Genomic DNA, 22674 nt, shown 5'->3' on the forward strand with positions numbered 1-22674 from the left:
ATGCGGACCCGCGAGCGGCAGGGCGTGCGGGCGATGGCAGAATATGAGCCGCGTCACTTGCGCGTCAAAGGCTGGGCGGTCACGTGTCACCTGCCTGCGCTCCTGCTCATGGCGTGTTTCGGCGCGTCGCGCACGCTCGCCGTCGAGGCGGTGCGGCTCAGCTCTCCGGGTCGTCCCCGAACACCCGCACCTCCTGGGCGCGCGGCACGCGACGGCGATCCGGCGCGCCCATTCCAGCGCCTCCTCGCGGGTAGCGAGATCGAGCACGGCGAACCCGCCGTCGATGCGGCGGGTCTGCTCGTAGGTCGTCTCCAGCACGCGCCGCCGCCGGTGACCATCACCGGGGGCACGGACTCGTCGATCCCGCCGCCGAAGACCCACACCCCGGCGGCCTTCGCCTCGCGGACCACGGCATGGGAGTCCTCGGACGCGGCGGCGAGCTCCTCGTCGGACAGGTTCATCGCGCCGCTGGGGAAGGAGATCAGGTACTTCGCCATCGTCGGCTCCTCTCGTCGGCCTCCGCGCCGTCGCGGGGCTCGCCCCGAGTCTCCCCGCCCGGGGCCGGCGCCGCCACCCCGACGACCACCGGCCCTCAACCGGCGGTGAGGTCCCGGCGGCGCAGCAGAGCGAGTCCGAGCAGGGCCAGCACCGCGGCGGCGACGCCCATCACCACGAGCGGCATCGCCTCGAGATCCTCGGAGGGCACCAGGGCGATGTCTTCGCAGGGGCGAGAGGTCCATGGCCCAGTCGGGCAGGCCCAGCATCTGACCGAGGAAGGTCACCAGCGCGGTGTACACCACGAGCAGCCAGGCGAGAGGGGCGATGCGGGACCCGAGCCCGTAGAGGGCGAGGGCGATCGCCGCATACAGCGCGACGGCGGGGAGATAGGTGAGCGCGGCGAGGGTCATCTCGCCGATCCAGGCCGTGTCCTCGGTCGCGCTCCACACGCCGATCCCGACGCCGAGGCCGAGCGACACCTGCATCGCGGCGGTGCCCAGCGGCGACGACCAGGAACCACTGGCCGGCCAGGCGCGCCCGGGAGGTGCCGGCGACGAGCACGCCGGCGAGGCGTCCCGCGGTCTCCTCGGTGCGCATCCGGAGCATCCCGGAGACGGCGAGGGCGACCGGGCCGATCGCGAGCATCATCAGCACGAAGGCGGAGAACGAGCCGGTGAGGTCGTCGAGCCGGATCGGGGCCACGCCGGCCAGGTCCGGCAGGTTCTCCGCGAAGTCGGTGAGCGAGCTGGCGAGGGAGCCGAAGGCGAGCGCGAAGAGGAACAGTCCGATGCCCCAGGCCAGATGGGTCCCGCCGACCAGCCGGCGGGTGAGGCCGCCCGGGGCGAGCGGCGCCGCCGACGCGGCGGCGCGTCCGGCCGCCGCGGGGCGGAGCCCGGCCCCGAGGTCGCGGCGGTGCGAGAGCCGGCCGGCGATCACCAGCAAGACGGCGACGGCGGCGAGGGAGACGAGCAGGGGCCACCAGCGCAGGTCCACGAAGGCGCGCGTCTGTCGCGCCCAGGCGAGCGGCGAGAACCAGGACAGCCACGAGCCGTCGCGTTCGATCACGTCCCCGATGCCGCGCACCATGAACGCGAGCGCCAGGATCCCCAGCGCCGTGCCGGAGGCGGTGCCGGCGTGCTCGGTGAGCTGGGCGGTGACCGCGGTGACCGCGCCGAAGACCAGTCCTGTCAGGGCGGTCGCGAGCCCGAGCGCCAGCGAATCCGCCGTCTCTCCCCCGCCGATCAGCATCCCTGCGACCACCGCGGCGCCGAGGACGAGGTTCGCCAGCGCCATCACCAGCAGGGCGGAGACCGACGGGGCGAGGCGGCCGGTGGGCAGGGAGCGCAGCAGCTCGAGCCGTCCGGACTCCTCCTCGCCGCGGGTGAGGCGGGCGGTGAGCAGGATCGACATGATCGCGGCCGGGACGAGCAGGTAGAGCAGCGGCTCGTTGGCGACCATCGCCCAGAAGGTGTAATGGTCGGCGGCGAAGAACGGGCCGGTCATCATCACGGCCGAGGGGTTGTCCAGCGGCGCCGCCCGGGCGTCGAGCGCCGCCTGGTCGGGGTAGACGTCCTCCATCGCATAGATCGAGGCGGGTACCAGGACGAGCACGGCCAGGGTCCAGATCAGGATGCCGCGCCGGGCGAGCCGGAGGTGGAGACGGAGCAGGGCGCGCGGCCGGTGAGCGGGCCGGCCGCGCGGCGGCGCCCGCGATGGGTGGGGGCGGCGGTCGCGGCGGTCATGACGCGTCCGCGTCCTCGGACACGGGCTCGAGCTCGTCGCCGTAGTGGCGCAGGAAGAGGTCCTCGAGGGAGGGCGGGGTGATCGTGAGACCGGTGACGCCGAGGGCCGTGAGCACGGGCGCGACGTCGTGCGGCGCCCGGTCGTCCACGTCGAAGCGGAGGCGCCCGTTCTCGGCGACGAGGTCGTGGACCCCGTCGAGCCGGGTGAGCGGCGCAGGATCGGCGTCGGTCGTCGCGGCGACGGTGGAGCGGGTGAGGTGGCGCGACTCGGCGAGGGTGCCGGACTCCACGGCCTTCCCGGCGCGGATGATGGTGACGGTGTCGCAGAGCTTCTCGACCTCGGCGAGGATGTGGCTGGAGAGCGACACGGTGCGGCCGGCGGCGCGCAGGCGGGCGACCTCGTCGGTGAAGATCGCCTCCATCAGCGGATCGAGGCCGGAGGTCGGCTCGTCCATGATGTAGAGGTCCACGTCGCGGGAGAGCGCGGCGACGAGCGCGACCTTCTGGCGGTTGCCCTTGGAGTAGGTGCGGGCGCGCTTGGTGGGGTCGAGCTCGAAGCGCTCGATCAGCTCCTCGCGTCGGCGGCGGTGGCGCTCGCCGCTCTCGCCGCGGGTGAGCACGTCGATCGCCTCGCCGCCGGTCAGGCCCGGCCAGAGGTTCGTGTCGCCGGGGACGTAGGCGAGGCGGTGGTGGATCGCGACCGCGTCCCGCCACGGGTCCCTGCCCAGGACGCGAACCGTCCCGGAGCTCGCCCGCAGCAGGCCCAGCGAAGACGCGGATGGTGGTGGACTTGCCCGCGCCGTTGGGGCCGAGGAAGCCGGTCACCTCGCCGTGCGGCACGGTGAGGTCGAAGCCGTCCAGCGCCCTCGTGGCGCCGAAGGTCTTGGTGAGGTCGCGGACGTGGACCGCAGGTTCCATGCTGGTCATGTCGGGCTCCCGTCGGTCGGTGAGGTGGAGTCGGTGGTGTGCGCGCCCTCGTCGGTCGCGGTGTCCGCGTCGCTCTGTGCGGCGAGATAGGCGTCCAGCAGGCTCGCGTCGGTGAGCGGCGGGGTGGTGTAGAGCTCGAGCAGGGGCAGGGTCAGCGAGTCGGTGTACTCGCGCATCCACCGCGGGAGGTCCTCCAGGTCCATCGGCGCCCCCTGGCCGGGCATCTGCGGCACGAGGGAGCCGAGCGCCATGTGCGCGAGCACCCGCACGCGCGCCTCGGGGTCGCGGCTGGGGCTGAGCACCCCTGCCCGCTCCCCCTCCTCGTGGTAGTCCCTCGCATTGGCGATGAAGTCCTCGATCAGCCGCTGGGCGAGCGGGCCGCCGGCCTGGAGGCGGCGCGCGACGTAGCCCGTCTCGGGCGCGTACTGCTCCACGGCGGCGAGCTGGGCGAGCATCGTGCCCACGCCACCGGTCACCGCCGCCCTCTTCTCGCGCCGGGTGACCTCGAGGGCGCGCCGGTCGCAGGCCTCGAGGAGCTTCTCGCGCGAGCCGAAGTGGTGGATGATCAAGCCCGCGCTGACCCTGGCATCCTGTGCGACGGCGCGCAGCCGGGGCGCCCAGGCCGTCGACGGCGAAGCGTCGCATCGCGGCCTGGAGGATCCGCTCGTCGGCGGGGGCGGACTCTGCCATGCGGCTCTCCTCGGGCATCGGGCCCGCTCTGCGGGAGCGCGCAGGCCCTGTGCTGAACTGACGTTCAACACGCTATACGTGTGTTCAATGCGGGGCAAGGGATTCTTCGCCCGGAGATGCGAGCGCGCCGGCCCCGAAGGGACCGGCGCGCGGCGGCGGAGGGCGTGAAGTGCTCAGCCCAGGGCGTCGAGCCCGCCCTTGGTGCGCAGCAGCGAGAGCACGAGGCCCTTGGGGTCGGCGGCGGGCTCGAGCGCGCACTCGTCGGGCTCGAACGACCATGCCGCGCGCGGCCCGGAACACCTCGAACTCCTCCTCCCCCGTCCTCAGCGGCACAGCCTGGTAGCCGCCCGCCTCGGGGAGGTGGATGATGAACGCTCCGGTCAGCTCCGGCATCTCGCGGGTGGAGCCGTCGTCGTCGAGCAGCGGCTCGGCACGGCACACCGCTACCCCCTGCGGCGCGCGTAGTCGCCGCGGACCTTCTTCGAGGTCTTGATGTCGGCGCTGAGCAGGGTATTGCCGATTTTCACGATCGCATCGGTGGTGCCGGCGTAGCCGACGGAGTGGTTCACGACCGTCTGCTCGACCTCCACGAACTCGGGCTGGAAGTCGTCGAGGAAGCGGCCGTAGCCGTCCAGTCGCACCTCGGCGCGGGCGACGAGGCCGCGGAGGTCCTTCTCCGTGGCGAAGGCGCCGGAGCCGGTGCGCATCCGCTCGATGATCCCGCCGATGTGGTCGGCGTCGGGCCGTGAGCCGCTGGTGCCCCAGTCCTCGCAGGCGGAGTGGACCAGGGTGCCGAAGTCCGAGGCGGCGGCGGTGTGCTCCGGCGCGGCGGCGGCGATCTTCTTCTGGGTGCCCCAGCGGTCGCGGGTGACGCGGGAGATCTCCGAGGCGGCGCGGTCGGGGTTCCGCTCGAGCCAGGCGTACATGTCCAGCGCCCTCTTCGAGGCCATGGTCGCGTACCAGCCCTGCAGGAAGTCCTTGGCGCGCATCCCCGCCACGGTGGTGATCGAGGGGTACATCAGCGGGCCCTCGGGCTCGAGGCGGTACATGCGGCCGCGCGGGGTGTCAGCGCTCAGGGAGGGGGTGGTCATCGGTCCTCGGAGGGGTGCGGGGGTCGCGCGGGGCGACGCGGGCGGACAGCCTCCCACGGTACGCGCTCGGCCGCCCCGTGCCTGTCCGCGGCGGGGCCGACGCGCCGGGGGCGGGCGCGTCTCACGTCAGCGGGAGGGCTCAGCAGGTCTCGCCGAAGATGATCTGCTCGGCGAGGGTGCGGGAGCGGCGGGTGACCTTGAGATAGCGGTCCTCGAGCTCAGATGCGGTGGCGTCCTCGCCGTCGATCAGCAGGGCCAGCGCCCGCAGGTCGTTCCGATCGCTGGGGAGCACCTCCCCCTCGCGCCCCTTCCACAGGAACAGCCCGCGCCGCAGCCGCCAGGCGAGCGTCCAGGCGGCTCGCAGCTCCTCGGCCTCGCGCCCCTCGAGCGGCTCGGCCGCGACCGCGGCCTCGAGCTGGGCGAGGGTCGAGGTGGTGCGCAGGCCCTCGACCTCGTGGCCGTGCTCGAGGGCGAGCAGCTGCGTGCACCATTCGACGTCGGTCATCCCGCCGCGTCCGAGCTTGAGATGCCGGGCGGGGTCGGCGTTGCGGGGCAGACGCTCGGACTCCACCCGCGCCTTCATGCGCGTGATCGCCCGACGGTCCTGCTCCTCCAGACCGCCGTCCGGATAGCGGTGGCGGTCCATCTCCCCGGTCAGCCGCTCGCCGAGGGCTTCGGAGGAGACGACCACGCGGGCCCGCAGCGGCGCCTGCTTCTCCCAGGTCTCGGCATCCCGCCGGAGGTAGTCGATCCAGGACTCGGCGGTGCGGGTGAGCGGGCCGACCTTCCCCTCAGGGCGCAGATCGGCGCTGACCTTCATGTCGGAGCGGGCGACGGGGGCGTTGAGGATCTTCTGGATCTGGGTGGCGACGGCGTTCGTGATCTCGACGGTGTCGCGGCCGGCGCCCCGGTCCACGGCGATGAACTGCACGTCCGCGTCGGAGGAATAGCCCATCTCCCGGGCGCCGAAGGCGCCCTGCGCGATGATCGCCAGCTCCACGCCGAGCGCCCGCGCGGGATCCGAGCGTCGCTCGCGCGGCTCCCGCGCGGTGGTCTCGTCGACCTCGTCGACGCCGTCCAGCGGCTCGGCCTCCTCGCCGACGACCTTCCGCTCGCGAGCCACGACGTGATAGGCGACCAGCGGCCCGGCCTCGAGCACCGCCTCGGCGAGGTCAGTGAGGGCACAGGCGACCTCCGCGGCGGAGGCGACGTCCGTGAGATGGGCGAGCGCGATCCGCAGCGGCTCCCGGTCGCGGGTGCGGCGCGCGACGTCCCGCGCCTCCTCGACGGTGTCCACGCGGGTGATCACGGCGAGGAACTCCCGGCCCAGCACCTCGCGGGACAGGGGGCGCAGGCTGCTCGTCGCGGGCCAGCCAGCGCACCGCCTCCGGGATCCGCTCGAGCTCCTCGCCGACGTACCTGCTCGCGGCCAGCACTTTCGTCAGACGCTTCGCGGCGAGCCCGGAGTCGCGCAGCGGCCCCATGTACCAGTGGGCGGAGCCGATCTCGTCGGAGAGGCGGCGGAAGGCGAGCGACCCCAGGTCCGGGTCGATCCCGTCGGCGAACCATTCGAGCATCGCCGGGAGCGGCTGGCGCTGGATCCTGGCGCGTCGGGAGATCCCCTCGGTGAGGGAGGAGATGTGCGCGAGCGCCCGGCCGGGGTCGCGATAGCCGATCGCGGCCAGGCGCGCCTGGGCGTCCTCGGCGCTCAGCGCGATCTCCCCGTCGGACAGCTGCGAGGCGGTCAGCAGCAGCGGCCGGTAGAAGATCTCCTCGTGCGGCTGGCGGACGCGTCGCCTGGTGCGCTGGTAGCGCCCCGCGAACTCGTCGGTGCCGAGGCCCAGGTCGCGGGAGAGGCGGCGCAGGTCCGAGGCGGCGGTGGGCGGCACCTGGGTGCGACGCAGGCGGTGCGGCTGGAGGCGGTGCTCGACGCGGCGCAGGAAGCGGTAGGCCTCGTCCATCTCGGCGACGTGGGTGCGGGAGATGTAGCCGCCTTCGCCGAGCCGAGCGAGGGAGTCGAGGGTGGAGCGTCCCTGGAGCCGCTGCTCGTCGGCGCGGCCGTGCACCAGCCGCAGCGGCTGGACGGTGAACTCGACGTCTCGCAGTCCGCCGGGGCCGAGCTTGATGTTCCGGTCCACCTCGGCGCGCGGGATGTGGGCGACGACGCGGCGGCGCATCGCCCGGGTGTCCTCGACGAAGCCCTCGCGGGTGGAGGCCTTCCACACCCACGGCGCGACCATCTCCTCGTAGGCGGCGCCGAGCTCGCGGTCGCCGGCGGCGGCTCGGGCCTTCAGCGGCGCCTGGAACTCCCAGGACTTCGCCCATTCGGTGTAATAGCGGCGGTAGGAGTCCAGGGTGCGCACCAGCGGTCCGTCCTTGCCCTCGGGGCGCAGGTTCGCGTCCACCTGCCACAGCGATCCCTCGGCGGTGCGCTCGGAGCAGGCGCGGGCGAGCTCCCTCGCCAGCGCGGCCCCGATCGTGATCACGTCCTCCTCCTCGCACCCCTCCTGTGCGGGGGCGACGACGTGCATGACGTCGACGTCGGAGATGTAGTTGAGCTCCCGCGCACCGGTCTTGCCCATCGCGATCACGGACCAGCGCACCTGCTCGTGCCCCTCGACGGTGGCGCGGGCGATCGCGGAGGCCGCTTCGAGGGCGGCGTCGGCGAGGTCGCTGATCGCGGCGGAGACGCGGGGCTGGAGGGCGGCGGGGTCGGCGGCGACGGCGTCGGCCGCGGCGATCTGGGCCAGGCGCAGGTGGTAGCCGGCGCGCGGCCGCATCCCTCTGCTCGCGGCCGCCGGAGCCCGCCACGGGCACCTCGGCCGACGGATCGGCGCCGACGGCCTCGAGCGGCGCCTCGCGCACCGCGGCGGCGGGGACCGCGAGCTCGTCGTCCCCCTCACGCAGGAGCTCGAGCCTCTCGGGGTGGCGGGCGAGCACGTCGCCGAGCGCGACCGAGACGCCGAGCAGGCGGATCAGCCGGTGTCCCGGGGTGCCGACGGTGCCCACCCCGGCGAGGAACTCCTCGAGCAGGGCGCCCTGGCCGGCCTCCCGGGCGGACTCCGCCAGGCGCAAAGCAGGCCCAGCACCGCGTCGTCCCCGTCGGCCGTCGCGCCGAGGGCCTCCGCGGCGCCGTCGCCGAGGCCGCGCGCCGCCGGTTCGGAGAGGAAGCGGCTGACGCGATCGGTGCGGCTGAAGCCGAGGCGGGCGAGAGCGCCGGTGGTGGTCGCCGGCTCCTCGCTGGCACCGGGTCGCTCGGGCGGTGCGGACTTCGACGACGGCACGGTCTGTGACGTCGGTGCGTTCTCCTCCTGAGAGCCGTGCTTCTCGGGCGGTGGCGCGGCGTTCACGGCGTCCCCGTCAGACACGGCTGAAGGTCGAGCGGAGCTCGTGGTCGGTCACCTGTTCGCGATAGCGGTGCCACTCCTCGCGCTTGTCCCGGAGGAAGTACTCGAAGACCTGCTCGCCGAGCGTGTCCGCCATCAGCTCGGAGCCCTCGAAGACCTCCAGAGCGCGGAACAGGTCGGTGGGCGCGGCTCGATGCCCATCGCGCGGCGCTCCCGCTCGGTGAGCTCCCATACTGCGTCCTCAGCGCCCTCGGGCGACTCGTAGCCGCCCTCGACCCCGGCCATCCCGGCGGCGAGCAAGACGGCGAAGGCGAGATAGGGATTCGCCGAGGAGTCCAGCCCTCGGAACTCGACCCGGGAGGAGGTGGTCTTGGTGGGCTTGTGGAAGGGGACGCGCACCAGCGCGGAGCGATTGTTATGGCCCCAGCAGATGTAGCTCGGCGCCTCCTGCGCGCCCCAGAGACGCTTGTAGGAGTTCACCCACTGGTTCGTCACCGCCACGTACTCGGGGGCGTGGCGCGAGCAGTCCGGCGATGAACTGGCGACCGGTGCGGGAGAGGCCGTACTCGGCGCCCGGCTCGTGGAAGGCGTTCTTCCCGCCCTGGAAGAGGGAGAGGTGGGTGTGCATGCCGGAGCCGGGCTGGTCGATCATCGGCTTGGGCATGAAGGAGGCGACCTGCCCCAGCGACAGCGCGACCTCCTTGACCACGGTGCGGAGGGTGACGATGTTGTCGGCCGTGGTGAGCGCGTCGGCGTAGCGCAGGTCGATCTCGTTCTGGCCCGGACCGTTCTCGTGGTGGGAGAACTCGACCTGGATGTTCATCGCCTCCAGATGCTGGATGGCGGCGCGCCGGAAGTCCTGGCCCTGGCCGCGGTGGACGTGGTCGAAGTAGCCGGCGTGGTCCACCGGCCGCGCTGGGGAGCCCTCCTCGTAGGGGTCGCTCGAAGAGGTAGAACTCGATCTCGGGGTGGGTGAAGAACTCCAGCCCCTTCTCCTCCGCGCGGGCGAGGGCGTCCTTCAGCACGCGGCGCGGATCTGAGGCCGCGGGCTCGCCGTCGGGGGTGAGGACGTCGCACATCATGCGGCCGGTCGCGTTGGTCTCGCCGCGCCAGGCCAGCGGCTCGAAGGTCGCAGGGTCCGGGCGCAGGATCATGTCGGACTCGTAGCTGCGGGTGAGGCCCTCGATCGTGGAGCCATCGATGCCGATGCCCTCGGTGAAGGCGATCTCGAGGTCCGCCGGCGAGATCGCGATGGACTTCAGCGTCCCCACGATGTCACTGAACCACAGCCGGATGAACCGCACGTCCTTGTCGGAGACGGTGCGGATGACGTCGTCATGGAGATGTCCCATGGGGTAAGTCTGCCTCAGGAGCGGGGCTCGTCGTGCGTCCCGACACCGGGCGGGTCACCAGCGGTTCCCCAGGCGGAGGGGCGCAATGAGCGACGCCCCGGCTACGCGGGAGGAGTCGGGGCGTCCCGTCGTCCGCGGACCGTCGGAGCGTGCGCCGCTGCGGTCGGCTCAGAACGGGGCGTCGGCCTCGATGTACCACTGGCCGTCGTCGGCCTTCTTCATGTACATGTCGGCGGGCTCGTCCAGCATCGTGATGGAAGCGCGTCCGTCGCCGTTGTCCTCGGCGCCGATCATCGAACGCTCGATGGCATCGACGGCCGACGGGTCGAAGTCCCCGCCGAACTCCTCGTCGAAGCTGTCCACGCAGGTCTGCAGGCCGTCGCTCTCGGCGGGCTCGCCGGTGTCGTAGTCGATCACCAGGCGGCAGGCACCCTCGGGATCCTGGGCGCCGATCGCCTCGAAGAAGGCGTAGAACCGGTCCCCCGCCGTGGTGAGCTCCTCCTCGGAGATCGGGCCCGCGGCCTCGTCCCTGCCCTCGGAGGTGTCGCCGCCGGCGTCATCGCCCTCGGCATCCTCGGACTCGTCGGTCGAGGCCCCGTCACCCTCGGAGCTCTCGCCGTCCTCGGCGGATCCCTCCGACTCCGCGCCCTCGGGCTCGCCTCCCTCGGACTCCCCGCCGTCTTCCTCGTCGGCGGGTCGCTCGGCCGAGGGGTCGTCGCCGCCCTCGCCTCCCCCGGTGAGATCTCCGATCGCGCCGCAGGCGGACGCCCCTGCGATGAGCGCGATGGCTCCCAGCCCGGTGGCCGTTCCCCTGACGGTCCTGCGCATGATCGAGTTCATGATCGTGTCCTCCCTCGACGTCCGGGGACGATCCCCGGACACCAGAAGAGTGACACGGCAGGGGCGGCCCTGTCGCTGGGGAGTACTCCCCATGTCCCAGGAGCCGGCCCGCACGTCGCGGCGGGCGCTGATCAGAACGGTATCGAGAGGTACCACTGCCCGTCGTCGCCGCGTGTCATCGGGATCTCCACCGGTCGCTCGAGCAGGCTCAGCGAGATGGTGCCGTCGGCGGCGGGCTCGGCCTGGACCATCGAGGCGTCCAGCTGGTCGAACACCCCCGGCTCCAGCATCTCCTCGTAGTCCGCCATGGCGCCGCGCGCCCCGTCGGCGCACTGCTGCAGGCGCTCGCCCTCGGGCGCGGTGCCGGTGCCCGGGTCGAGCACGTAGCCGCAGGCGGCCTCCCAGTCCTGGTCGTCGATCACGCCGAGGAAGCCGAGGAACCGGTCGGTCGCCGCGGAGAGATCCGCGTCGGTGACCTCGGCGCCGTCGCTCGCCTCCGGGGCGGCGTCGGCCGAGGCGCTCGGCGTCGCGCTGGGGGTCTCCGGGGCGGGTCGCGCTCGTCGTCCCCGCCGGTGCAGGCGGCGGTGCCGAGCGCGAGAGCGAGGGCGAAGGCGCAGGCGGCGATCCGACGGACGGGGCCGCGCAGGGGATGCGGTTCCATGGTGACCTCTTCTCGGCGACGTCTGCGCACGACGCTCCAAGGGTGGCACACGCCGGGCACGCACCGCACCTGACCGGCGGGAACCGGGTGCCCCGGGGCAACGCGGACGGCGCTAGGCTGGAGCGCCGGATCCCCGTCCCCGTCCAGGAGCCCGCTGTGAGCACTGAGTCCCCCGCCGCCGTCCCTGCCGCTCCGGCGAAGATCCGACTGCGCCACCTCCAGCAGGCCAAGGAGCAGGGCCGCCCCTTCGCGATGCTGACCGCCTACGACCAGTTCTCCGCCCGCGTCTTCGAGGAGGCCGGGATCGAGACCCTGCTGATCGGCGACTCCGTGGGCACCACCGTGCTCGGCCACTCCTCGACCACCGCGACCACGCATGCGGACATGCTCGTGTTCACCGCGGCCGTCGCCCGCGCGTCACCCGCCCGCTGATCGTCGCCGACCTCGCCTTCGGCACCTACGAGACCGCGCCGCGGGATGCGGTGTCGCGCACGGCATCGAGCTGGTGCGCGCGGGCGCCGAGGCGGTCAAGCTCGAGGGCGGCGCCGAGGTCGTCCCCCAGATCGAGGCGCTCGTCGCCGCGGGCATCCCCGTGATCGGGCACCTCGGCTTCACGCCCCAGTCCGTCAACGCCCACTCCGGGCACCGGGTCCAGGGCCGCGACGAGCAGGCGGCGAAGAAGATGCTCGCCGACGCGCTCGCGATCCAGGAGGCCGGGGTCAGCGCGATGGTGCTCGAGCTCGTGCCGGCCCGCGTCGCCGCCGAGGTCACCGCCGCGCCGCGGGTGCCCACGATCGGAATCGGCGCCGGGGCCGGCTGCGACGGCCAGGTGCTCGTGTGGCAGGACATGGCGGGCCTGTCCGGCTTCCGGGGCAAGTTCGTCAAGGCCTTCGCGGACCTGCGCGGCGAGTCGCTCGGCGCCGCGACCGCCTATCGCGCCGAGGTCGAGGAGCGCAGCTACCCGGGGGCAGAGCACTCCTTCGACTGACGGGGCCGACGGGCCGGCCGCCCGCGCGGGTGCGGCCGGCCCTCACGCGGGTGCGGTCAGCCCTCGTGCACGAGGGCTCAGCCTTCCTCCCACTGCTTGTCGTCCTCCTCCCACTCCTGGTTGCGCGCGCGGCGGTGCTCAGCGCGCGCTCGGCCTCCTCGCGCGTGGCGTAGGGGCCCATCCGCTCGGTGGCCGGGGACTGCGCCCCCTCCTCGACCGTGCCGGTGCTCAGGTTGTAGTAGTACTGCGTGCCCTCGGTCACGTCGGTCTCCTTCGCTGTCGGTGAGAGACTGGTGGACATGACTGTAGAGCAGGATTGGATCCGTCCCGAGGGGCGCGCGCCGCTGGTGCCCGGAACCCTCAGCCCCCGTCGGCCCGTGCCCGCGCACATCGAGCGCCCCGAGTACGTGGGCAAGGACGAGGCGGTCTCGGACACGGGTCCGTTCGTGCAGAGCGCCGACGTGATCGCCCGCGTGCGCGAGGCCTCCCGCGTCGCGGCGCTCGCCCTCCAGGCCGCCGGCGAGGCCGCGCGACCGGGCGTCACCACCGACCACATCGACGCGGTGGTCCACGACGTCTCGCTAGAGAACGGTGCCTACCCCTCCACGCTCGGCTATCTCGGCTTCGAGAAGTCCTGCTGCACGAGCCTGAACGAGGTCATCTGCCACGGCATCCCCGACTCGACCGTGATGGAGTCCGGCGACATCCTCAACGTCGACGTCACCGCCTTCCTGCACGGCGTCCACGGCGACTGCAACGCGACCTTCCTCGTCGGCGACGTCGCCCCGCGCGCCCAGGAGCTGGTCGAGGTCGCCCACGACGCGATGTTGCGCGGGATCAAGGCGGCCCGGCCCGGCCGCGAGGTCAACGTGATCGGCCGCGTCATCGAGAAGTTCGTCTCCCGCCACGGCATGGAGTCGGTGCGCGACTACACCGGCCACGGCGTCGCCGAGGGCTTCCACAACGGGCTGGTCATCCCCCACTACGACTCCGCGCCGATGTTCGACGACGTCATCGAGGAGAACATGACCTTCACCATCGAGCCGATGGTGACGCTCGGCTCGCAGGCCTGGGACCAGTGGGACGACGGTTGGACGGTCGTCACCCGCGACGGCTCCTACTCGGCCCAGTTCGAGCACACCATGCTCATCACCGACGCGGGCCCCGAGCTCCTCACCGTCGTCTGAGACCGGTCCGTTCCCGGACCCCGCGGACCGCTCGCCGCGACCTCCGCGGGAGTCCGGCGGCCGTGCGGGGCCGTCCTCGGACGTCCCCGTCGCGTGCCTGCGCGACCCGGGTATCGTGGGCGCCCGAGAGAGGGTGCCGAGGGCGGCGCCCCGGCACCGGGCGGGGCCTTCCCGCATCGCACGACCAAGGAGAGACGATGAGCAAGAAGGCCTTCGGGATCGACATCGGCGGCGCGGCATCAAGGGAGCGCCCGTCCACCTCGGCAAAGGCGAGCTCTCCGCCGACCGGGTGCGGATCCCGACCCCGCGACCCTCGACCCCCGAGGCCGTGGCGGACACCGTCGCCGAGCTCCTCGGCTCCTTCGACATCCCCGAGGACATGCCCGTCGGCGTCACCTTCCCGGCCGTGATCCAGGAGGGCGTGGCGAAGACCGCCGCGAACGTGGACAAGTCCTGGATCGGCACCGACGTGGACGCCCTGTTCACCGAGCGCACCGGCCACGACGTGTTCGTGGTCAACGACGCCGACGCCGCCGGCATCGCCGAGATGGAGTTCGGCGCGGGCCGGAAGAGCTCCGGCGTGGTGCAGGTGTTCACCCTCGGCACCGGCGTGGGCGGCGCGACCTTCGTCGACGGCCGCCTGGTGCCCAACACCGAGCTCGGCCACGTGCTCCTGCACGGCGACGACGCCGAGAAGTACATGGCCTCCTCCGCCAAGGAGCGCGAGGACCTGGACTGGGAGACCTGGGCCGGTCGCCTCCAGGAGTACTTCTCCCACATCGAGTTCCTCTTCAGCCCCACCCGCATCATCGTCGGCGGCGGCGTCTCGAAGAAGCACCAGAAGTTCCTGCCGCTTGCTGGACCTCGAGGCCGAGATCGTGCCGGCCGAGCGCGCAACGAGGCCGGGATCATCGGCGCGGCGGTGCTCGCCCATCGCGAGGAGAAGGCCCTGCGGAAGGGCAAGAAGAAGGACGACAAGCACCACGCAGGCAGCTGAGCCCATCGGCCGAGGCCGTCCCGCGGTCGGAGCGCCCCGTCGGCCGGGGGATTCCGTCGCGGGCGCTCCCCTCGGGCGCCGCGCCCGTCGGGCGCGGCCCTCGCGGGGGCGCCCCGCGGGGCGGACCAGCCGGCCTGTAAGCCGGGTTCTGTGATCGGCGACCATCCCTCTCGGGTCGCCGTTGCCGACGACCTCCAGCGGTCTACCCGGGAACTCGGGCCGGCGCCCTCATGCGTTCCCTGTCTGACCTTGCTCCCGGTGGGGTTTACCGTGCCGGTCTCGTCACCGAGACCGCGGTGGTCTCTTACACCACCCTTTCACCCTTACCGCCGCGCCCGAGGGCGCGGCGGCGGTCTGCTCTCTGTGGCACTGTCCCGCGGATCACTCCGGGTGGGCGTTACCCACCACCGTGCCGGATGGAGCCCGGACTTTCCTCGGCCCTGCGGCGTACGCCGCGGGGACGCGGTCGCCCGGCCGACTGGTCCGCCCGGCAGTATACGCTCCCACCTGCGCCTCCCCCTCCGCAGCGGGCAGGCGCCCGCGCCGACGTGCCGAAGCTCTCGCGGCGCCCTCCCTCGCCCCTGCCCTGCCACCTCGGAGAATGGTCTGATGCTGATCCTCTCGCCGCCCTCGGAGACGAAGACCCGGCCCGCCGAGGAGGGGCATCGTCCGCTCGACCTCGACGAGCTCGCGCCGCCGGCGCCGCGGGAGGCGCGCGGGACGATGCCGCGGGCCGCGCACCGCACCGCCGCGGGGTCCGACGCCGCCTCCCGGCTGGGGGTCCCGGCCTCCTCCCCCGAGCTCGTCGGGCGCATGCCGCATCTCGAGCAGGAGCCCGCCGCCGCGCCGCTCGGCGTCTACTCGGGGGTGCTCTACGACCAGCTCGAGCCGGGCGCGGAGATCCCCGGCGACCGGCGCGTGCTGGTCCAGAGCGCCCTGCTGGGCCTGGTCGACGCCGGGTGGGACCGGATCCCCGCCTACCGTCTCTCCGCCTCCTCGCAGCTCTCGCGGCTGGGGAAGGCGGGGTCCTGGTGGGCGCCGCGGCTGACGCCGATCGCCGGACAGCTGCGCGAGGAGGAGGCCGCGGGGTCCTCGCCGCTGGTGGTCGACTGCCGTTCAGGCTCCTACCGCTCGATGATGGCGATGCGCGGCGGGGACGGGGTGCGGATGCTGGAGGTCGCGCCGGTGCAGGACAGCGGCGGGGTTCGCAAGGTCATCTCCCATGACGCGAAGCGCTACCGGGGCCTGGTGACCCGTGTCCTGCTGGCGGCGGAGACCGCGCCCGCCACGGCGGAGGAGCTGGTCGACGTCGTCGGCGAAGGCCTCGCCGGGGTCTCGGGGCGCGGCGGCTCCCGGCTCGGCGTCGAGCTGGACGGGGACAGGCTCGTCGTGGTCGACCGGGTCGACTGACGCCGCCTCGACGGGCGTGGTCCGCCCGGCCGCGTCCCCGGGTCCGGCCGAGCGCCGCGGCCCCGGCTCTCGGGCGGCCCCGTCGCGTTCGGCCGGCCCGACCGGGCTCGGCCTGCCCGACCGGGTTCAGCCGGCCCGGCCGCCCCACGGGTCGGTGACCTGCGCGGTGATCTGCACGTCGAGGCCCGGCGGCGCCTCCGTGAGCGGCTCGCGGGCGAGCGGGAGCCACAGCGCCTCGCTCGCGGCGTGCGGCACGTCGATCAGCGCCGGCACGGCGGCGGGGTCCGCCGCGGACTCGAGGTGCTCGAGCGCCGGGTGGTGGCGCAGGTCGGAGGTGATGTAGACGTCGGCACCGCTGCGCGTGGCGGCCGCCAGGAAGGAGTCGCCCGCCCCGGGGCAGACGGCGACGGTGCGCACGGGACGCTCCGCCTCGCCCGTGTGCAGGATCCCGCGCGCGGTCGCGGGGACCAGGGCCGCGATCTGCTCGGCGAGGCCGCCGACGGTGGTGGGCGTCGCCGGCTCGCCGACGGCGCCGAGCCCGAAGCGGGTGGAGCCGTGACCTGCCTCCTCCCCCTCGTCACCGGGCAGCAGCGGGCGAGGGTCCTGCAGGTCGAGCGCCCGCGACCAGGCGCCGACGGTGCCGCGGGTGGAGCGGTCCACGTTCGTGTGCCCGCACCACAGCGCCGTCCCGGCGCGCAGCAGGTCGGTGACCACCGCGCCCTTCCCGTCGTCTGCAGGCAGGAAGCTCGCCCCGCGCAGCAGCGAGCGGATGGTGGGTGATCAGCGGCTCGGCGCCGGAGGCGACCGCCTCGCGGGCGACCGCGAGCGTCGGGTCCACGGCCAGCAAAGACACGGGAGACCGGCGCCTCCCGCTCCCCGAGGACGAGGCCGGCGCGGTCCCAGTCCTCCGCCCAGGCGAGCGGATAGGCGGCCTCGAGCACGCCGACGACGTCGCCGACGGTCACGGTGGTCTCGGAGGTCGCCGGGGTCCGGGCGCTCATGGCGCTCATCCGCGCGGCGCCCGCGTCTCGAGGAGCGCCGCCTGGTAGGCCTTCCACGGCATGAGCACGCACTTGACCCGGGCGGGGAACTTCGCCGCGCCCATCAGCGCGACGCCGTCGCCGATCAGCTCCTCGTCGCCCTCGATCCGTCCGCGGGAGCCGATCGCCTGCTCGAAGTGGGTGCGCACCGGCTCCACCTCCTCGACGCCGTGGCCGATCAGGAGATCGGCCATGATCGAGGCGGAGGCGCGGCTCATCGCACAGCCGACCGCGTCGTAGGAGACGTCCTCGATCCGCTCGGCGCCGTCCTCGGACAGATGCAGGCGCGGCGTGATCTCGTCGCCGCAGGTGGGGTTCACGTGGTGGACCTCGGCCTCGAACGGCTCGCGCTGACCCGGCGTGGAGGGGCCGCTTGTCGTGCTCGATCACGAGCTCGGTGTAGAGCGCGGAGAGATGGGTGCTCATGAGAGGGCTCCGAAGAACTCGACGGTGCGGGCGACGCCATCGACGAGCGCGTCGACCTCGGCGTCGGTGGTGTGGACGGAGAAGGACGCGCGGGTGGTGCCGTGGAGCCCGAAGCGGCGGTGCAGGGGCCAGGCGCAGTGGTGGCCCACCCGCACCTCGATGCCGTAGGAGTCCAGCACCTGGCCGACGTCGTGCGGGTGGCGGCCGGCGACGTCGAAGGCGACTGCTCCGGTGCGTCGCGGGGAGGCGGCCGGGCCGATGATCCGCACCCCGTCGATCCCGGAGAGCCCGTCGATCGCGCGCAGGGTGAGAGCCTGCTCGTGCGCGGCGATCTGCTCCATGCCGAGCACATCGAGATAGTCGCAGGCGGCGGCGAGGCCGACGGCCTGGGAGATCGGCGGGGTGCCGGCCTCGAAGCGGGCGGGCGGCTCGGCGAAGGTGCTGGCCTCCATCGTCACCGTCTCGATCATCGATCCGCCGGTGAGGAAGGGCGGCATCGCCTCGAGCGACTCGTAGCGGCCCCAGAGCGCGCCGATGCCGGTGGGGCCGAGCATCTTGTGCCCGGACAGGGCCGCGAAGTCGACTCCCAGCGCGGCGAGGTCGAAGGGCATGTGCGGCGCGGACTGGGCGGCGTCCAGCACCGTCAGCGCGCCGACCGCGCGCGCCGCCTCGACGAGCCGGCCGACGGGGTTGACCGTGCCGAGAACGTTGGACTGGTGCGTGAACGCGAGGACCTTCGTGCGCTCGGTGAGCAGCGAGTCGAGGTCCGTGAGGTCGAGGGTGAAGTCCTCGGCCATGGGGATCCAGCGCAGGACGGCGCCGGTGCGGCGGGCCAGCTCCTGCCACGGGACCAGGTTCGCGTGGTGCTCCATCTCGGTCACGAGGATCTCGTCGCCCTCGCGCACGCGCAGGCGCTCGGGGGTGGAGGCGTCGCCGTCGCCGAGCGACCGGGCGACGAGGTTCAGCGCCTCGGTCGCGTTCTTCGTGAAGACGATCTCCTGCGCGGAGGGGGCGCCGAGGAAGTCGGCGAGCCGCTCGCGGGAGTCCTCGTAGGCGTCGGTCGCGGCCCCGGCCATGCGATGCGCGCCCCGCTTGACCGCGGCGTGGTCACGGATGAGATAGGCGACCTCCGCGTCGATGACCTGCTGGGGGCGCTGTGAGGTGGCGCCGCCGTCGAGGTAGATCATCGGGGTCTCGGGGTCGAGCATCCGGCGCAGGATCGGGAAGTCGGCCCTGATCGCGTCCACGTCGAAGGGTCTGGTCGCTGCGCTCACCTGCGTGGGCCTCCTGTGGTCGATGGCGGTCCGGCCAGTATAGGAACGCCCAGGATCCGGGGGCGGGGCCGTGAGACCCTGTGCACAATCCGTTCTGCCCGCGACCCCGGAGGTGCCCGTGGAGACCCTGATCCTCGCCGCGATCGCTGTGTCCATCGCGGTCTCGCTCATCGTCATCATCGGCCGCATGCTGGTGCGCCGGCGCGAGGAGCGCGAGCAGTGGGAGCGGGACGGCCGTCCCGAGCCGCGCGAACGCACCCCTGAGGAGAAGGAGCGCGACCGCCGCGGCGCCATCACCTGGGGTCGCCTCGTCGTGGCCGTGCCCGTGGTGCTGGTGCTGGCCTACTGGGTCAGCCGCTGACGCTGGCACCCTTCGCGCGACGGGGGTCAGCACGGCCGCAATGATCGCGGGAGTCGTGCTCAGACTGTGCTCAACTCCGCGACAAAACCCCCGGCCCAGCACTGTCCGTGCAGGTCGGGGGCTTCTCTTCGGGTGGGTCGTGAGGGGCTCGAACCCCCGACCTTCTGGGTGTAAACCAGACGCTCTGACCAGCTGAGCTAACGACCCGGAACGGGGCCTCCCCCGTCAGGACGAGGCCTCTCCCGTCAGGACGGGACCCCGTCGGTGATGGCGGTCACTTGGCGCGGCTGGCCAGGCGGGTGCCGGTCCAGTCGGCGGCCAGCGACAGCTGGCTCATCACACGCAGGCCCGCGATCTCGGCGCTCTCCTGCACCTCGCCCGGGGCGACATGCCCGGGCCGGCCGGCCTTCGGCGTGAGGAGCCACACAGGGGCGCCCGCCTCGATGTTGCGCGCCGCGTCCACGAGGGCGTCGGTGAGGTCGCCGTCGTCGTCGCGCCACCACAGCACCACGGCGTCGACGATCTCCTGGGTGTCCTCGTCCTCCATCTCCTCACCGATCAGGTCCTCGATCGCGTCGCGGAGGTCATGGTCCACGTCGTCGTCGTAGCCGATCTCCTGCACGATCTGACCCGTGGTGAGGTTCAGCGCCTCGGCGATGGCGCTGGGCGTGGGGGCGTCGGCCGACGGTGACAAGAAAGAACTCCTCAAGACGTGGTGTCAGTGCGAGCGCAGCATTCCGATCGGCCCGCACGGGCCCACCGCAGGTCTTTGCGCGCACCGATTCTATGCCACGGCGCACTCTCCTGCATTCCCGGCGCAGGACGTCGATCCCGGCGCAGGCGGCAATGTCCCCAGCGTCACAGATGAGGAGGGTCTGTGAAGGTCCTCGGCGCGTCGCACGACGGTAGTCTGGACGGAACCGAGGCCGACAGGAGCCGGGCCCACCGGCGTTCTTGAGCTCCCGCGGCCGGTCCATCGACTCCGGTAGAGAGAAGGACAGTGTGACTTCGCACGAGACCCCTCGTCCCATCGGCATCAACCTGCCGAGCCACGCGCAGGATCCGGACCCGGAGGAGACCCGGGAGTGGCTCGACTCGTTCGACGGACTCGTCGAGCGGCGCGGCGTCGACCGGGCCTCCGAGGTGATGCAGAGCCTGATCCAGCACGCGCGCGACGAGGACCTGCACCTTCCGGACTCGCTCACCACGGACTACGTGAACACGATCCCCGCGGATCAGCGGCCCGAGTACCCCGGCGACGTGGAGCTCGAGAAGGAGTCGCGCGCAACATCAACCGCTGGAACGCGGCGATGGTCGTCCATCGCGCCCAGCGCCCCGGCGTGTCCGTCGGCGGGCACCTCTCCTCCTACGCCTCCATCGCCACGATGTACGAGGTGGGCTTCAACCACTTCTTCCGCGGACGCGACCACCCCGGCGGCGGCGACCACGTCTTCTTCCAGGGACATGCCTCCCCCGGCATCTACGCCCGCGCCTTCGCGATGGGCCGCCTCGGCCAGGAAGACCTCGACGGCTTCCGCCAGGAGGTCTCCTCCGAGCACGGCATGCCCTCCTACCCGCACCCGCGGGCGATGCAGGACTTCTGGGAGTTCCCGACGGTCTCCATGGGCATCGGCCCGGTCAACGCGATCGAGCAGGCCTCCTTCGACCGCTACCTGCACCACCGCGGCCTCAAGGACACCTCCGAGCAAGACACCTGGGCGTTCCTCGGCGATGGCGAGATGGACGAGGTCGAGTCCCGCGGCGCGCTCCACATCGCCGCGAAGGAGCACCTGGACAACCTCACCTTCGTCATCAACTGCAACCTGCGGCGCCTGGACGGCCCGGTCCGCGGCAACGGCAAGATCATCCAGGAGCTCGAGAGCCAGTTCCGCGGCGCGGGCTGGAACGTCGTCAAGGTGATCTGGGGCTCGGGCTGGGACCCGCTGCTCCAGGAGTCCACCGACGGCGCGCTCATCGACCTGATGAACGCGACCCCGGACGGCGACTACCAGACCTACCGCGCGGAGAACGGCGCGTTCATCCGCGACAACTTCTTCGGCCGCGACCCGCGCACGAAGGCGCTCGTCGAGAACCTCTCCGACGACGACATCTGGTGGAAGCTCAACCGCGGCGGCCACGACGCCAAGAAGATCTACGCCGCCTTCCAGCAGGCGATGACGCTGAAGAACGGCAAGCCGACCGTCATCCTCGCCCACACCATCAAGGGCTACCGCCTGGGCTCGAACTTCGCCGGCCGCAACGCGACCCACCAGATGAAGAAGTTCACGCTCGAGGACCTCAAGGCCCTGCGCGACACCCTGCACATCCCGATCTCCGACGAGCGGCTCGAGTCCGGCGGCGTCTACGACGCGCCGTTCTACCTGCCGGACGACGACTCCCCGGTCATGCAGTACCTCAAGCGGCACCGCGAGGCGCTCGGCGGCCCGGTCCCCTCCCGCGCAGCACCGAGCACAAGGCTCTCGAGTCGCCGGGGGACAAGGCCTACGAGGTCGTCCGGCGCGGCTCCGGCAAGCAGGAGATCGCCTCGACGATGGCGCTCGTGCGCCTGCTCAAGGACCTCATGCGCGACAAGGAGACCGGCAAGCGCTGGGTCCCGATCGTGCCCGACGAGGCCCGCACCTTCGGCATGGACTCGCTGTTCCCGACGGCGAAGATCTACAACCCCGACGGGCAGAACTACCTCTCGGTGGACCGAGACCTGCCGCTGGCCTACAAGGAGTCCGCTCAGGGCCAGATCAAGCACATGGGCATCAACGAGATCTCCTCGACCGCGGCGTTCACCGCGGCGGGCACCTCGTACGCCACGCACGACTACCCGATGATCCCGTTCTACATCTTCTACTCGATGTTCGGGTTCCAGCGCACCGGTGATTTCTTCTGGGCCGCCGGGGACCAGATGGCCAAGGGCTTCGTGATCGGCGCGACCGCCGGCAAGACGACGCTCGCGGGCGAGGGCCTCCAGCACATGGACGGCCACTCCCCCGTGCTCGCCTCGACCAACCCCGGCACCGTGATCTACGACCCGACCTACGGCTACGAGCTCGGTCACATCATCCGCGACGGCCTGCGGCGCATGTACGGCGAGGACGACCGCCTGCAGGAGGTCTTCTACTACATCACCGTCTACAACGAGCCGATGGTGCACCCGGCCGAGCCGGAGGACCTGGACGTGGAGGGCCTGCTCAAGGGCATGTACCTCAACGAGGCCGCTCCCGAGGGCGACGGTCCGGTCGCGCAGCCTGCTCGCCTCCGGCGTGGGCGTCCCGTGGGCCAAGCACGCCCGCGAGCCGCTCGAGCAGGACTGGGGCGTGCGCGCCAACGTGTGGTCGGTGACCTCGTGGACCGAGTCGCGCAAGGAGGCCCAGGAGGCCGAGAAGCACAACCTCCTGAACCCCGAGTCCCCGCGGACCCCGTGGATCTCCCAGCGCCTCGAGGGCGTCGAGGGTCCGTTCGTGGCCACCTCCGACTACGACTTCATGGTCCCGGACATGATCCGCGAGTGGATCCCGGGCCGCTACGGCGTGCTCGGCGCCGACGGCTGGGGCTTCTCCGACACCCGCCCGGTCGCCCGCCGCCACCTGAAGATCGACGCGCACTCGATGGTCGTCAAGACCCTCCAGTCGCTCGCCAAGGACGGCAAGGTCGACCCCTCGGTCGTCCGCCAGGCCATCGACAAGTACGACCTGACGAACGTGAACGCCGGCGAGTCCGGCTCGTTCGGCGGCGAGTCCTGATCACCCCCGTCGGGCCGCTCCTCCGTGCGAGGGGCGGCCCGACGGCCGCTCTCCCCGTCGGCCCGCTCCGCCTCGCGAGCGGGCCTTC

At 72.5% G+C, this 22674-nt stretch carries 18 protein-coding genes, 1 tRNA gene, 1 other RNA gene and 5 pseudogenes; 7 read left to right on the forward strand and 18 right to left on the reverse strand.

What is annotated here, in order from left to right; translation table 11 throughout:
- Positions 1-157 precede the first annotated feature (157 nt).
- The 12 genes and pseudogenes from WKH84_RS02005 to WKH84_RS02060 form a co-directional block, all read right to left on the reverse strand.
- A pseudogene (locus WKH84_RS02005) lies at positions 158-497 on the reverse strand (YciI family protein).
- Positions 498-666: 169 nt separating this feature from the next.
- On the reverse strand, positions 667-2109 hold the full coding sequence (locus WKH84_RS02010) for a hypothetical protein (protein ID WP_341855455.1): 1443 nt from the start codon (positions 2107-2109) through the stop codon (positions 667-669).
- A gap of 127 nt (positions 2110-2236) precedes the next feature.
- Positions 2237-3167: pseudogene (locus WKH84_RS02015) on the reverse strand (ABC transporter ATP-binding protein).
- A complete protein-coding gene (locus WKH84_RS02020; protein ID WP_341855456.1) occupies positions 3164-3736 on the reverse strand; it encodes a TetR/AcrR family transcriptional regulator in 573 nt (190 codons plus the stop codon). The pseudogene WKH84_RS02015 and the gene WKH84_RS02020 overlap by 4 nt, the downstream one beginning before the upstream one ends.
- Positions 3737-3941: 205 nt before the next feature.
- A complete protein-coding gene (locus WKH84_RS02025; protein ID WP_341855457.1) occupies positions 3942-4298 on the reverse strand; it encodes a hypothetical protein in 357 nt (118 codons plus the stop codon).
- A gap of 2 nt (positions 4299-4300) precedes the next feature.
- Positions 4301-4948, reverse strand: coding sequence for a PD-(D/E)XK nuclease family protein (locus tag WKH84_RS02030; protein WP_341855458.1), 648 nt, complete (start codon positions 4946-4948; stop codon positions 4301-4303).
- A 139-nt stretch (positions 4949-5087) separates the two neighbouring features.
- Positions 5088-6281, reverse strand: a complete 1194-nt coding sequence (locus WKH84_RS02035) for a putative nucleotidyltransferase substrate binding domain-containing protein (protein ID WP_341855459.1) — start codon at positions 6279-6281, stop codon at positions 5088-5090.
- An 82-nt stretch (positions 6282-6363) separates the two neighbouring features.
- A pseudogene (locus tag WKH84_RS02040) lies at positions 6364-7728 on the reverse strand (bifunctional [glutamine synthetase] adenylyltransferase/[glutamine synthetase]-adenylyl-L-tyrosine phosphorylase); the annotation flags it as partial.
- A 195-nt stretch (positions 7729-7923) separates the two neighbouring features.
- Positions 7924-8316, reverse strand: a complete 393-nt coding sequence (locus WKH84_RS02045; RefSeq protein ID WP_341855460.1) for a hypothetical protein — start codon at positions 8314-8316, stop codon at positions 7924-7926.
- Positions 8309-9647: pseudogene (locus tag WKH84_RS02050) on the reverse strand (glutamine synthetase family protein). Before WKH84_RS02050 ends, WKH84_RS02045 begins: the two are co-directional and overlap by 8 nt.
- A 168-nt stretch (positions 9648-9815) precedes the next feature.
- On the reverse strand, positions 9816-10487 hold the full coding sequence (locus tag WKH84_RS02055) for a hypothetical protein (RefSeq protein WP_341855461.1): 672 nt from the start codon (positions 10485-10487) through the stop codon (positions 9816-9818).
- A 131-nt stretch (positions 10488-10618) separates the two neighbouring features.
- Positions 10619-11188: a hypothetical protein gene (locus tag WKH84_RS02060; protein ID WP_341855462.1), complete on the reverse strand. Its 570-nt coding sequence runs from the start codon at positions 11186-11188 to the stop codon at positions 10619-10621.
- Positions 11189-11304: 116 nt separating this feature from the next.
- Between WKH84_RS02060 and WKH84_RS02065 the strand changes: the two genes are divergently transcribed.
- From WKH84_RS02065 to WKH84_RS02080, 4 genes are all read left to right on the forward strand, one after another.
- A complete protein-coding gene (locus WKH84_RS02065; RefSeq protein WP_341855463.1) occupies positions 11305-11580 on the forward strand; it encodes a 3-methyl-2-oxobutanoate hydroxymethyltransferase in 276 nt (91 codons plus the stop codon).
- Positions 11525-12136 (forward strand): 3-methyl-2-oxobutanoate hydroxymethyltransferase, encoded by a 612-nt coding sequence (locus WKH84_RS02070; RefSeq protein ID WP_341855464.1) that lies wholly within the window; start codon positions 11525-11527, stop codon positions 12134-12136. The genes WKH84_RS02065 and WKH84_RS02070 overlap by 56 nt, the downstream gene beginning before the upstream one ends.
- A gap of 299 nt (positions 12137-12435) precedes the next feature.
- Positions 12436-13323: a type I methionyl aminopeptidase gene (gene map, locus WKH84_RS02075; RefSeq protein ID WP_341855465.1), complete on the forward strand. Its 888-nt coding sequence runs from the start codon at positions 12436-12438 to the stop codon at positions 13321-13323.
- Between the two features lie 289 nt (positions 13324-13612).
- Entirely contained in the window at positions 13613-14320 is a 708-nt protein-coding gene (locus WKH84_RS02080) for an ROK family protein (RefSeq protein WP_341855466.1), read from the forward strand.
- Positions 14321-14441: 121 nt separating this feature from the next.
- On the opposite strand, the gene rnpB is transcribed toward WKH84_RS02080, so the two are convergent.
- Positions 14442-14802, reverse strand: an RNA gene (gene rnpB / locus WKH84_RS02085) — RNase P RNA component class A.
- A gap of 127 nt (positions 14803-14929) precedes the next feature.
- On the opposite strand from rnpB, the gene yaaA reads away from it, so the two are divergent.
- Positions 14930-15730 carry a peroxide stress protein YaaA gene (gene yaaA, locus WKH84_RS02090; RefSeq protein ID WP_341855467.1) on the forward strand — a complete coding sequence of 267 codons (801 nt, stop codon included), beginning with the start codon at positions 14930-14932 and terminating at the stop codon, positions 15728-15730.
- Positions 15731-15856: 126 nt separating this feature from the next.
- Here yaaA and WKH84_RS02095 read toward each other — a convergent pair whose 3' ends face one another.
- The 3 genes from WKH84_RS02095 to WKH84_RS02105 form a co-directional block, all read right to left on the reverse strand.
- Entirely contained in the window at positions 15857-16444 is a 588-nt protein-coding gene (locus WKH84_RS02095; protein ID WP_341855468.1) for a Nif3-like dinuclear metal center hexameric protein, read from the reverse strand.
- A 292-nt stretch (positions 16445-16736) separates the two neighbouring features.
- Positions 16737-17090 carry a Fe-S cluster assembly sulfur transfer protein SufU gene (sufU, locus tag WKH84_RS02100; protein ID WP_341855469.1) on the reverse strand — a complete coding sequence of 118 codons (354 nt, stop codon included), beginning with the start codon at positions 17088-17090 and terminating at the stop codon, positions 16737-16739.
- Positions 17091-17192: 102 nt separating this feature from the next.
- Positions 17193-18470 carry a SufS family cysteine desulfurase gene (locus WKH84_RS02105; protein ID WP_341855470.1) on the reverse strand — a complete coding sequence of 426 codons (1278 nt, stop codon included), beginning with the start codon at positions 18468-18470 and terminating at the stop codon, positions 17193-17195.
- A 118-nt stretch (positions 18471-18588) separates the two neighbouring features.
- On the opposite strand from WKH84_RS02105, the gene WKH84_RS02110 reads away from it, so the two are divergent.
- Positions 18589-18831 (forward strand): hypothetical protein, encoded by a 243-nt coding sequence (locus WKH84_RS02110; RefSeq protein WP_341855471.1) that lies wholly within the window; start codon positions 18589-18591, stop codon positions 18829-18831.
- Between the two features lie 133 nt (positions 18832-18964).
- Here the strand turns inward: WKH84_RS02110 and WKH84_RS02115 are convergent.
- Positions 18965-19038: transfer RNA gene (locus WKH84_RS02115), tRNA-Val, on the reverse strand.
- Between the two features lie 67 nt (positions 19039-19105).
- The gene (locus WKH84_RS02120) at positions 19106-19525 is read right to left on the reverse strand and encodes a DUF3052 domain-containing protein (RefSeq protein WP_341855472.1); all 420 of its coding nucleotides are present in this window, start codon (positions 19523-19525) and stop codon (positions 19106-19108) included.
- Positions 19526-19833: 308 nt separating this feature from the next.
- Between WKH84_RS02120 and aceE the strand changes: the two are divergent.
- Positions 19834-22586: pseudogene (gene aceE, locus WKH84_RS02125) on the forward strand (pyruvate dehydrogenase (acetyl-transferring), homodimeric type).
- Positions 22587-22674 lie beyond the last annotated feature (88 nt).

The organism is Brachybacterium sp. GPGPB12 (assembly GCF_038396325.1).
GTDB lineage: Bacteria > Actinomycetota > Actinomycetes > Actinomycetales > Dermabacteraceae > Brachybacterium > Brachybacterium conglomeratum.

Coding starts and splice junctions, on each gene's coding strand:
- WKH84_RS02055 (WP_341855461.1), bottom strand. CDS start 10,487: ATGAACTCGATCATGCGCAGGACCGTCAGGGGAACGGCCACCGGGCTG.
- yaaA (WP_341855467.1), top strand. CDS start 14,930: ATGCTGATCCTCTCGCCGCCCTCGGAGACGAAGACCCGGCCCGCCGAG.
- map (WP_341855465.1), top strand. CDS start 12,436: ATGACTGTAGAGCAGGATTGGATCCGTCCCGAGGGGCGCGCGCCGCTG.
- WKH84_RS02070 (WP_341855464.1), top strand. CDS start 11,525: ATGCGGACATGCTCGTGTTCACCGCGGCCGTCGCCCGCGCGTCACCCG.
- WKH84_RS02030 (WP_341855458.1), bottom strand. CDS start 4,948: ATGACCACCCCCTCCCTGAGCGCTGACACCCCGCGCGGCCGCATGTAC.